General features: G+C 38.1%; 9 protein-coding genes and 1 riboswitch. Of the genes, 4 read left to right on the plus strand and 5 right to left on the minus strand.

Annotated features, from left to right (window positions below):
• Nucleotides 1-173 precede the first annotated feature (173 nt).
• From metE to C4F40_RS12360, 5 genes are all read right to left on the minus strand, one after another.
• Complete coding sequence (gene metE, locus C4F40_RS12340) at nt 174-2,486, minus strand: 5-methyltetrahydropteroyltriglutamate--homocysteine S-methyltransferase (RefSeq protein WP_196939703.1); 2,313 nt, start codon at nt 2,484-2,486, stop codon at nt 174-176.
• Between the two features lie 73 nt (nt 2,487-2,559).
• Nucleotides 2,560-2,659, minus strand: a riboswitch (SAM riboswitch).
• Between the two features lie 136 nt (nt 2,660-2,795).
• Nucleotides 2,796-3,482: a response regulator transcription factor gene (locus tag C4F40_RS12345; RefSeq protein WP_196939704.1), complete on the minus strand. Its 687-nt coding sequence runs from the start codon at nt 3,480-3,482 to the stop codon at nt 2,796-2,798.
• Nucleotides 3,483-3,511: 29 nt separating this feature from the next.
• Nucleotides 3,512-5,365, minus strand: a complete 1,854-nt coding sequence (locus C4F40_RS12350; protein WP_196939705.1) for a sensor histidine kinase — start codon at nt 5,363-5,365, stop codon at nt 3,512-3,514.
• Nucleotides 5,366-5,752: 387 nt separating this feature from the next.
• A complete protein-coding gene (pyk, locus tag C4F40_RS12355) occupies nt 5,753-7,183 on the minus strand; it encodes a pyruvate kinase (RefSeq protein ID WP_196939706.1) in 1,431 nt (476 codons plus the stop codon).
• A 127-nt stretch (nt 7,184-7,310) separates the two neighbouring features.
• Nucleotides 7,311-7,811: an IPExxxVDY family protein gene (locus C4F40_RS12360; RefSeq protein ID WP_196939707.1), complete on the minus strand. Its 501-nt coding sequence runs from the start codon at nt 7,809-7,811 to the stop codon at nt 7,311-7,313.
• A gap of 266 nt (nt 7,812-8,077) precedes the next feature.
• Here C4F40_RS12360 and C4F40_RS12365 point away from each other — a divergent pair, with 266 nt between their 5' ends.
• From C4F40_RS12365 to hisS, 4 genes are all read left to right on the plus strand, one after another.
• Nucleotides 8,078-8,314 (plus strand): acyl carrier protein, encoded by a 237-nt coding sequence (locus C4F40_RS12365; protein WP_079643602.1) that lies wholly within the window; start codon nt 8,078-8,080, stop codon nt 8,312-8,314.
• Between the two features lie 27 nt (nt 8,315-8,341).
• Nucleotides 8,342-9,595 carry a beta-ketoacyl-ACP synthase II gene (gene fabF / locus C4F40_RS12370; RefSeq protein WP_196939708.1) on the plus strand — a complete coding sequence of 418 codons (1,254 nt, stop codon included), beginning with the start codon at nt 8,342-8,344 and terminating at the stop codon, nt 9,593-9,595.
• 67 nt (nt 9,596-9,662) lie between these two features.
• Nucleotides 9,663-10,400: a ribonuclease III gene (rnc, locus tag C4F40_RS12375; RefSeq protein WP_196939709.1), complete on the plus strand. Its 738-nt coding sequence runs from the start codon at nt 9,663-9,665 to the stop codon at nt 10,398-10,400.
• A gap of 60 nt (nt 10,401-10,460) precedes the next feature.
• Nucleotides 10,461-11,843 carry a histidine--tRNA ligase gene (gene hisS / locus C4F40_RS12380; protein WP_196939710.1) on the plus strand — a complete coding sequence of 461 codons (1,383 nt, stop codon included), beginning with the start codon at nt 10,461-10,463 and terminating at the stop codon, nt 11,841-11,843.
• The last annotated feature ends 105 nt before the right edge of the window (nt 11,844-11,948 follow it).

Consider the following 11,948-nt stretch of genomic DNA (forward strand, 5'->3'; position numbering starts at 1 on the left):
GTGAAATATTAGGATTAGATGGAAAGTTTGGGATTTGATAACGTTGCGGATAGGAAGGTGAGATTTAAAGAATGCAAAATAATCTTTACGTTAATAATATGACATTAAACACAATAAAGCCCGAAGCTGTTAGGCCTCGGGCTTGTTTATTTAATAACACTAATTTTCGGGTCTTATTCTGCTCTTAAGATTTTGGCCGCCTCAACCATAGATTCTAGCGCAGCTTTAGTTTCCGGCCAAGCACGTGTTTTTAATCCGCAGTCAGGGTTCACCCAAAGTTGTTCTGCAGGAACTACAGCTTTTGCTTTGCGTAATAATTCGACCATCTCTGCTGTACTAGGTACACGTGGTGAATGGATATCATATACTCCGGGACCGATATCGTTAGGATATTTGAAATCAGCGGCAAACGCATCTAATAATTCCATTTGAGAACGTGAAGTTTCGATCGTGATGACGTCAGCATCCATTGCTGCAATATCTTCGATGATGTCATTGAACTCCGAATAACACATGTGTGTGTGAATCTGGGTGTCGTCATCTACATTAGAAGAAGAAACACGGAATGCGCGTACAGCCCAGTTTAAGTAGTCTTTTTGATCCGCTTTACGTAATGGAAGGCCTTCACGGATAGCTGGTTCGTCTATTTGGATAATTTTTATTCCCGCTTTTTCCAACGCTTGTACTTCATCTAATATCGCTAAAGCAATTTGGTAAGTCGTTGTGGAACGGGGTTGATCGTTACGCACGAAAGACCACTGTAAAATGGTTACGGGACCGGTTAGCATTCCTTTTACTGGACGTTCGGTCAATGTTTGTGCATACGACGACCAACGTACAGTCATGTCTGCTGGACGGTATACATCGCCATAAATAACCGGTGGTTTTACACAGCGGGATCCGTAAGATTGAACCCATCCGTTTTTCGTGAAAGCGTACCCTGCTAATTGCTCGCCAAAGTACTCTACCATGTCATTACGCTCGAATTCTCCATGGACTAACACGTCTATATCTAACTGTTCTTGTAAACGAATTGTTCTTTCAGTTTCTTCTGCGATCTCTTTGTCATACTGTTCCTGAGAGATAGCTCCTTTTTTCAAGTCAGCTCTCCATTTCCGTACATCCTTCGTTTGTGGGAAAGAACCGATTGTCGTCGTGGCAAAGGCCGGTAAATTAAATTTTGCTTGCTGAGCAGCTTTACGTTGAGGGAAAGGAGATGTGCGTTTTGCATCGTCATCTGTGATGTTCGCTGTACGTTGTTTTACTTCAGGTCTGTGAATTAAAGGAGAGGTACGACGGCTTTCAGCGGCCGCTTTGTTAGCCTCAAAACGTTCAGCAGTTTCGGTGTCGACTTCTCCGTCGGCTAAGATTGCTAGATCTTTAACCTCTGTAAGTTTTTGTTTAGCAAATGCTAACCAGTTTTTAACATCTTTTGGAAGTGATTCTTCATTGTCCTCGTTATCCAAGTCAAAAGGAACATGTAATAACGAAGAGGAAGGTGCGATCCATACACGGTCTTTTCCTAATGCGTCTACCGCTTGTTTGATTAATGCCAAAGATTTTTCGTAATCGTTTTTCCAGATGTTACGTCCTTCCACTACTCCCAACGAAAGTGTTAATGTAGCAGGTACTTTAGCTAATACCGTATTCAGTTGCTGATCACCGCGTACCAGGTCTAGGTGGAGCGCATGGATTGGTAAGTTCAGCGCTGTTTCTTCGTTGTCAGCCAAAGCTTCAAAATAAGTAGCCACAATGAGCTTGATGCCTTTGGCAGCAGCAGCTAATTTTTCGAATACTTTGCCGTACAATGCACGTGTCGCGTCGTCGATATCCAATGCTAAGAAAGGTTCGTCAATTTGGACGTATTGCGTGCCAGCCTCTGCTAATTTTGATAAAATTTCTTCATAAACAGGTACTAATTTGTCGATCAAATCTATACGGTTGAAATCGGCTTCTTTTTCTTTACCAACTAAAAGGTAAGTGATAGGTCCAATTAGTACCGGTTTTGTTTCAATACCCAGCGACTTCGCTTCATTGTATTCGTTTAAGAATTTTTCGGAAGTCAATTTAAATTCTTGATTTTTAGTGAATTCAGGAACAATGTAATGGTAGTTGGTATCAAACCACTTTGTCATCTCCATTGCTGTTACATCAACACCTTCTTCTTGAAAACCGCGAGCCATAGCAAAATATAAATCTAGGTTATATTTACGGTCAATTTTGTCTAATAGTGAACTGTAACGGGCTGGAATAGCGCCTACAGTCAATGACAAGTCAAGCACTTGGTCGTAGAAAGAAAAGTCGTTCGAGGGAATTAAATCAATCCCGGCATCTTTTTGAGTTTTCCAGTTGTTTTTGCGAATAGATTTAGCCGCTTCTAATAATTCTTCCGCAGAAATCTTTTTAGCCCAATATGCTTCATTGGCTTTTTTTAATTCGCGGAACGGTCCCACCCTTGGGTAACCTAAGTTGTTGGTAATTAACATGCTCTTATCCCTTTTTTAATTTTTTACGTATAAAATTTTGCTGTAAGAGAAGGAGACTTGAATCAGTTTCTTCAGCTTATCTTTCCCCTTTCGGAGTAGAATGTAGCACCTTGTCAAGAGACAGGTTGCTAAGGCTTCAACGGGTCTAGTCCCTCTGCCTTTCTCTATAAGCGCAGCTAATATCGGAATAAGAATTGATATTACAAAAAAAGAATAAATAAAAGAACAAAAGGACAAGATTAGACTGGCTTTATCACGCGCCCAAATCGGTCGTTTGTCCTAGCTCCCCATCATCTTTATTCTTTTAATTTAGCTTACAAGTAGCTTATATCCTTTACCATGAACATTAACAATTTCTACATTAGGATCTTCTTTTAAGTATTTTCTTAGCTTACTCAAGAAAACATCCATACTTCTGCCGGTAAAATAATTATCATCATGCCATATTTTCACTAAAGCCTCTTCTCGTGTCAATACGTCGTTTTTCTTTAAACACAGAAGGCGTAATAATTCCGCTTCTTTTGTAGAAAGCTTTTGTTGTTGGCCTTTGTAAGTAACTACTTGGCTGGTATAGTCGAAGAAGTAATTTCCGATCTCAAATTTATCTGCTAATTCTTCTTCCTTATCTTTACTGACGCGTTTTAATAACGCTTGTATGCGTAGCAATAATTCTTCTACACGAAATGGTTTGGTGATGTAATCATCTCCTCCTAGTTCAAATGCTTGGGTTTTGTCCTCCATCATACCCTTCGCCGTAGCAAATATTATTGGTATAGTTTGGTCCATCTTACGTACCTCCTTTCCTAGCGAAAATCCGTCTTTCTTAGGCATCATCACATCAAAAATACAGAGATCAAAACGTTCTTTTCGGAATTGTTCCAAAGCTTGATCCCCATCTTGACACAATACAACATCATATTTGCCTTTAAGCTCTAGATAGTCTTTTAATAATTCACCTAGATTTGGATCGTCTTCCGCTAATAATATCTTTTGCATAACAATTGTTTTTAAGTTTGTAACCTCTATTAATTGGATTTCAGCGGAAGGGTGACCTCGAATTGTGTTCCCTTATCTTTCTCGCTTTTCACCTCTATACGCCCGTCTAATCGCTTGATAATGTCATTCACATAACTCAGACCTAATCCAAATCCTTTGACATTGTGGATGTTACCAGTTGGTATTCTATAGAATTGATCAAATATTTTTTCTTGTTGTTCTTTGGTCATTCCCATGCCTTTATCTGCCACTGTGAATATAATGTTACCCTTTGAGTTATACGTTTTTACCGTTATCTCAGGAGCATCAAGGCTATATTTTATCGCATTGTCAACTAAGTTAAACATTACATTAGAAAGATGCAATTCATCACCAATTACCGTGTCTTTTTCGGCAGATAAATCGATGTTTATTCTGCCGTTTGCTTTTTGAAGTTGCAATTGCATACTGTCTAATACGCCTGACACCAAATCGTTTACTTCAACATCAACACGTTCTATTTTTAAATTCTCTTTTTCTAAACGCGCAATATTTAATACCCGTTCAATATGTGATCCTAAGCGGACATTCTCATCATAGATGATGTTGGCCAATCTGTTCACTCGTTTTTCATCGGATGAGATTTCGGGGTCGCGCAAGGATTCGCTAGCGATCATTATTGTAGCGACTGGGGTCTTGAATTCATGCGTCATATTATTGATGAAATCGGTTTTCATCTCTGAAATCTTCTTTTGTTTGAAGATAATGCTTAATGTATACACAAAACATCCTATCAACAATGCAAATAAAGCCAATGTAGGCAAAATGAGGTAACTCATGTTGTCAGCTATAATAGACTTTTTATTCGGAAAATATACCGATAAGAGCCCCGGCGTTTGATTATTTGCATCTCCTTGGAAGAGAGGTGTGCTGTAGCGAGTGATCTTTTCTGACGAATTGAAATTGGCAGCAGTCTGGATGTTAAAGATTAGATTATTATTGTGTCTATCACGAATTTCGATATTGAACGGTGTATGGATATCGCGGCGATTCAGTTCGTCTTTGATCAGCCGTTGCACAGAAGTAATGTTAATACGTTCCCGAAGTGGTTTTTTTGCCAATTCCATGGCGATAGCTACTTGTTCTACCAACTCCGGATTCTTTCCGCCTAAGATAGCCACCGAATCTTCTAAGCTAAATGCGCTTTCGAGTTTCCGTAGATTTAGTTCTTTTAGTTTTCGCTCATAATTATAGAGCTCGAAAGCGATTTTGTCGCTGGATTTGGGAGGGAGTACGATCGTATAGAGCTTTGCTTTTCCTGTGGTACCGTCTATGATGGGTATCCCGTATCGGACACTGTCGTCTTTTGCAGCAATAATTGGCACGTTTACCGTTGCTACGATGCTCACATCATTGTTAATAAAATTTCCATCTCGACTAGGCCCTTGGCTGATTTGGATATCCACATAGCGTTGATATGCTGGCCGTCGAATATACGTTTCGTAAAATGAATTTTCCAGTTCTACAGCGTTCCCGTACTCATCTTTGAGTTCACGTTCTGCATCCCGGAATCGATTTTCGATTTCGATTTGCTTTTGCTGGAGGAGTTTTATTTTTTCTTGGACATCTAATTGTTCACTTAGAAGACGCTCCTTTTTTCGTTGTTTCTCTTGATCCTGCAAGTACTTTGTCTGGTTCATTTTTTGCTGTTCTCGGGTGAAAAGATAGATTTCTCTACGTTCTATAAGACCAGAAACAGCATTTAATGAGGCCATTACTCCTTCATCAAATAATTTTGACTTCTGTTGGTATGTTTCTCGAATAAAATAATATTGCATAGCGACGACACCTAATAAGGCGATCGACATTAACCATATTATTAATGCAATACTTCTTTTTTTCATTTGGAATACAATTTTCCTTTCAATGGTAATGAAGCTAAATCTCCAAGGCAAGTATCGCAAAGATGTTCTTATCTGTTAGTATGCGATACGCCATGACGGCTTCAATGTACTAAAAAATATTAAATGCATTTGCGAACCCGGCTTTCATTTCGTACAAAAATAGTAATGAAAATAGCCGTTTATGCGCATTTAACACTATTTAACAGCTTATTTTATAGTTGATTAAGTTTTTGAGTACTTTAATCATAAAACTCTTGTATGATTCTTCATAGGATATATGGGAATAGTTATATAAAAAAAGCACCTTTGAATTGTTGCTAATTCTGAAAATAGAAAAAGCGGAATGCCATGTGGTATCCCGCTTTTCCCGTTATATAGTATCAGTTTTTATTTTAATTCGGATACACGAATCGTGTTTGTTCTTCCTTTTTCGTGTAGTGGCGTAGAGGAGGTATTAATTACGATTTGACCGGGGTCTACCAATTGGTACTCTCTAAGTAAGCCATTTACGTCTTGAATGGTGCCGTCCGTACTTTCGTATCTTTCATAAATAAATGTATTAACACCCCAGACTAAACTTAATAGGCGTAATAAGGTTTTGTTTCCCGTGAAAACATATATATTAGCATCTGGGCGGTAACTGGCAATTTCCATTGCTGTATAGCCAGATGTTGTCATAACAGCAATTGCAGAGGCCTTTGTTTTTTCGGCTAAGAAAATTGAAGAGCTACAGATTGCATCTGGAATTTTAGTGATATCGATATAGGTGTCTTCCTTGGAGCTGTAATAGGGATAAGAAGTAGATTCTACATGGGTAATTATTTTAGCCATTGTCTCAATTACCATCTCAGGAAATTCACCCACTGAAGTTTCTCCGCTCAACATCACAGCATCGGCGCCGTCTAAAACAGAATTCGCGACATCGTTTACTTCTGCACGGGTAGGACGTGGTGTTGTAATCATGCTTTCCAACATCTGTGTTGCGATGATTACCGGTTTTGATAAATCGCGACATTTTTGAACAATGATCTTTTGAAGACCTGGAACTTCTTCCATCGGCAATTCAACACCTAGATCACCGCGGGCTACCATGATTGCGTCTGTAGCTTCGATAATGGCGTCGATATTTTCAATGGCTTCTGGCTTTTCGATTTTAGCAATTATTTTCGCATGGCTTCCTTTCGCAGCGATGATTGCTTTACCTTGTTTGATGTCTTCAGCAGAACGTACAAACGACATTGCAATCCAATCTGCTCCGTGATCCAAGGCAAAGTTAAGATTGTCCAAATCTTCTTCGGTCAACGAGGGGATAGAAACCTTTGTATTTGGTAAATTTACACCCTTTCTTGAAGTCAAGACACCACCATGAACCACTTCACAATTTACTGTATCCAAGTGGTTGGTGTTGATGACACGTAATTGAAGCTTTCCATCATCCAATAATATGATTTCGTCTTCCTTTACATCGTTAGGGAAATTTTCGTAGGTAATATATATGCGGTTTTCGTCGCCAATTAATTCATGTGTGGTAATCTCTACGGTAGACCCATTGATCAATATGGCCCCGCCTTCTTTCATTTTTCCAATTCGAATTTTAGGACCTTGTAAATCTGCTAAAATGCCGACATTGAAAGGGTTTTCAGCGTTAATTTCATTGATCGTATTGATGACTTTTAGATGGTCCTCTTGACTGCCGTGAGAAAAGTTTAGACGGCACACGTCAACGCCTTTTGCGATCATGCGTGTTAGCACTTCCTTATTGGAAGAGGCTGGGCCCAGAGTTGCTACTATTTTCGTTCGTTTTTGAATCTTCTTCATGTAAGTATTCTTTTGTTCTTCTTTAACTTTATTAAGTGTCTGAAATAATTTTCAGGAATCATTAATTAGGTTGATATTATAATTATTATACTACAATGTGTAGTTTGTACACTTTGTAAATAATTCGCTAAAATATTAGATTTTCTTTAGATTTCAATGTAATTGGGTCAATTTCTTTTACCAACAATATGTCTTTTACTTTTTTTAGGTTATCTATTAGCGTTTCTAAATCCTCTTCGTCGATGAAATGCTTTACGATTAAGAAATAGTCAAAATTAGCTGCTTCCGGTAACAAAAAACCGTTTTCAATACTTTTATTATTCATAATATAAAACTCATATTCGAAAGAGTCGTTACAATATCTATACGTCGGAAAATGATGGATATTGTCTTTTTTATTCTTTGATTTTTCAAACACAATGTGATAATCCAATTCTTCTTGGTTTTTATTTTTAAGATTATTATTGTGATCTAAGGGATCTTCTTTGCCGTAGATGAATTTAAGGCCAGTATGTTTGTTTATGAAATGGCAAAGTCTATAGTCCCGAAGAGAAGAACTGATGCCAATTAAAATAAAATCCAGTTCAAGATCAAAATCAGTTTCTAATTTGAATGTTATTTTATTCAAGGTGTTAAGATATTGTTTATGTTTACGAAAATACAATTTATGAAAGAGTTTTATGTTGCCGATGTGTAATATTTGTATTAAATTAGAATATATTTGCAAAAAGATAATTCTTTTACTAATATTGAAAGAGGTTTGTTAGAGCCGTTTAGGGCCGAAAAGCTGAAAATTATTGTTCTTTATTTTTCGCTAAGAATCAAAAGAGTTTGATTTTTGGGGAAATTTATTTTTCTTTGCACAGATTTATTAAACAATTAAACTATAAAATCATGTCAGATATCGCATCACGAGTAAAAGCAATTATCGTAGAAAAGTTAGGTGTAGATGAAAACGAAGTAACACCGGAAGCTTCTTTCACGAATGATTTAGGTGCAGACTCACTTGATACAGTTGAGTTGATCATGGAGTTCGAAAAAGAATTTAACGTTGCAATTCCTGATGACCAAGCTGAAAACATCAGTACTGTAGGTCAAGCTATTGCTTATTTAGAAAAGAACGTTAACTAACTAATTTTATTAGGCCAAACATAATAGATGGAGCTTAAAAGAGTAGTTGTAACAGGATTAGGCGCTCTTACACCATTGGGCAATACAGCTCCAGCATACTGGAATGGATTGCTTAATGGTGTAAGTGGTGCTGCTCCTATTACGCAATTTGATGCATCAAAGTTTAAAACACAATTCGCTTGTGAAGTAAAGGGTTTCGATCCTCATGAGTTTATGGATCGAAAAGAAGCACGTAAAGTGGATCCTTTTGTGCAATATGCTATCGCCTCAACTGATGAAGCAGTAATAGATGCTAATTTGAAATTTGAGCAACTAGATACAAATCGCATAGGCGTCATTTGGGGATCGGGTATTGGCGGATTGAAGACATTTTACGATGAAGTATCTTCTTACGCCAAAGGAGACGGTACACCTCGTTTTAATCCATTTTTTATACCTAAAATGATTGTGGATATTGCTCCAGGTCATATTTCAATGCGTTATGGTTTGCGTGGTCCGAATTTTTCATGTGTATCCGCATGTGCATCTTCAACAAACGCCATGATTGATGCGTTTAATTATATTCGGACTGGTATGTCCGATATAATCATCACAGGAGGTTCTGAGGCCATTATCAATGAAGCTGGAATAGGTGGATTCAATGCATTGCATGCGTTATCTACTCGGAACGATGATCCTGAGACTGCCTCGCGTCCTTTTGATAAAGATCGCGATGGGTTTGTTGCGGGGGAAGGATCGGGTACTATTATCTTAGAAAGTCTTGAGCATGCCCTGGCTAGGGGTGCGAAGATCTATGCAGAGATAGTAGGAGGAGGTATGAGTGCCGATGCAAATCATATTACTGCACCGCACCCCGAAGGCTTGGGTGCAAAATTAGTAATGACTAATGCGCTGAGAGACGCTAATATGGAGGTGTCGGATATTGATTATATCAATGTACACGGTACGTCTACTCCACTGGGAGATATTAGCGAAACCAAAGCAATAAAAGAATTATTTGGTGAACATGCTTATAATCTGAACATTAGCTCGACTAAATCGATGACAGGTCACTTATTGGGAGCTGCCGGAGCTGTTGAAGCTATTGCATCTATTTATGCTGTTCAAAATGATATAGTACCGCCCACTATTAACCATTTTACGGATGATCCAGAATTGGATAATAAGTTGAATTTCACGTTCAATACTCCTCAAAAACGGGTGGTTAATGCTGCTATGAGCAATACCTTTGGATTCGGAGGTCACAACGCTTCTGTTGTGATTAAAAAATACAAAGCTTAACAGTGTGATTGGGCTAAAGATTTTAATAGGTAGTGTATAGCTACCTATTTCTTCTTATAGTAGAAACATGTCTTTAAGTATTTACAAGCTATATTTATCGCCTCAGAAAGCTTACATTAAGAAGCTTAAGAATTTACTTGGATTCGTTCCGGGTAATGTTAAGTTATATCAAATGGCTTTTCGACATAAATCCGTTGCGAAATTAATTAAAGAAGGTGTGAAAAATAGCAATGAGCGCCTAGAATTCCTGGGAGATGCAGTCTTAGGATCGGTGGTAGCCGAGTTGCTTTTTAAGCTTTATCCGTATAAAGATGAAGGTTTTTTGACGGAAATGCGTTCGAAAATCGTTTCAAGAGCCAATTTAAATCAGTTATCCCGAAAATTGGGGCTGAACGAATTGATTCAGTACGATGCAAGAATGATAAGTTATCCTAATAAACAAGGTTCGTTATTAGGAGATGCATTTGAAGCTTTGATTGGTGCCGTATATTTAGATAAGGGTTATCAATTTACACGGGAATTTTTATTGTCACGGATTATAAAACCCCATGTTGATATACACACATTAGAGAATACGGAGACAAATTTTAAAAGTCGTTTGATCGAATGGTGCCAACAGGAAGGTAAGGACGTGCAATTTGTGCAAACAGATAATCCGGAAGGGGAATCGTCCAAGATGTTTAGTATACAGGTGCAGGTAAATGGCGAAGTGTGTGGCTTAGGACGTGATTTCAACAAGAAGAGTGCGGAAAAGCTGGCAGCTGAACGCGCTTGTGAATTTTTGAAGATTATCGAATCGATATAGTACTCCCTTTTTACTTTAATTCCTTTTTTCTTATTCGCTTTCTTATATTACCTTTGCGCTATGGCAATAGTAAAACCCTCTTTGGCAAAAGGTACACGCGACTTTTCTCCCATTGAAATGGAGAAACGTAATCATATTTTTAATACACTGAAAGTTGTTTTTAAAAAATACGGGTATAATGAAATTCAAACTCCCTCTTTTGAAAACTTGTCTACGCTTACAGGAAAATATGGGGATGAAGGCGATAAATTGATTTTTAAAATATTGAATTCTGGAGATTATTTAGCGAAGGCCCCCTCCGAGTTATTAGTATCCAAATCCTCCAATAAACTCATTGTCCACCTTTCGGAAAAGGCGTTGCGTTATGATCTAACAGTGCCATTTGCACGTTATGTCGTGATGCATCAGAATGATATTTCATTACCTTTTAAACGTTTTCAGATCCAGCCCGTGTGGCGAGCAGATCGTCCTCAGCGAGGTCGTTATCGAGAGTTTTATCAATGTGACGTGGATGTAGTGGGATCTGATAGCTTACTTAATGAGGCAGAGTTCATTTTAATCTATCAAGAGGCGTTAAAGGCTTTAGGACTTAAAGATTTTACCATTAAAATCAATAATCGTAAAATATTAACGGGAATCGCGGAAGTGATAGGAAAAGCTGAACTTATTGTCGACATGACCGTGGCGATAGATAAGTTAGATAAAATTGGTTTGGAAGGTGTGAATAAGGAACTTTTGGAAAGAGGTTTTACGGAGGCTGATTTGAATGTGTTAAAGCCGATAATCCTGCTGGGCGGAACTAATCATGAAAAGCTTCAGCAGCTAAAATCTATTTTATCTTCTTCTGAAAACGGACTAAAGGGAATTGCCGAGATTGAGGATGTATTCGAATATGTGAAGCAATTCGAGCAATCCGAGGATGCGTTGAATGCGCTGGTCGAAGTGGATATTACTTTAGCGAGAGGATTGAACTATTATACGGGATGTATATTCGAGGTAAAAACCAACGAGGTGGCGATGGGAAGTATTGGCGGCGGAGGCCGGTACGATGATTTAACAGGAATGTTTGGGCTGAAAGGCTTGACTGGAGTAGGAGTTTCTTTCGGGGCGGATCGTATTTATGACGTATTGGAAGAACTGGATCTATTTCCCAAAAAAACGATGGCAAGTACAAAATTATTGATTGTGAACTTTGACAAAGGCGCCGAATCCTTTACACTACCTTTACTTTTTAAGCTACGTCGAGAAAATATTGCAGCTGAACTTTATCCCACAGCTGTGAAATTGAAGAAGCAGATGAGCTATGCCGATGCTAAGGCAATTCCGTATGTTTTGTTGGTAGGAGAAGAGGAGATTCGGTCTGGAAAGTTGACGCTGAAAGACATGGTTACCGGAAAACAAGAATCCCTGGAAGAGGAAAAATTAATTGAGATACTCAGGTAAATTCGAAGTCGAGCGAGAGATGTTCGTCTTTTTGTTATTTAAATAGTTATCCGTACGAAGAGATCTGTTATTTTGACATTAATAATAAAATGTAACAAAAATTAA

This window comes from Sphingobacterium pedocola (genome assembly GCF_015209965.1).
Lineage (GTDB): Bacteria > Bacteroidota > Bacteroidia > Sphingobacteriales > Sphingobacteriaceae > Sphingobacterium > Sphingobacterium pedocola.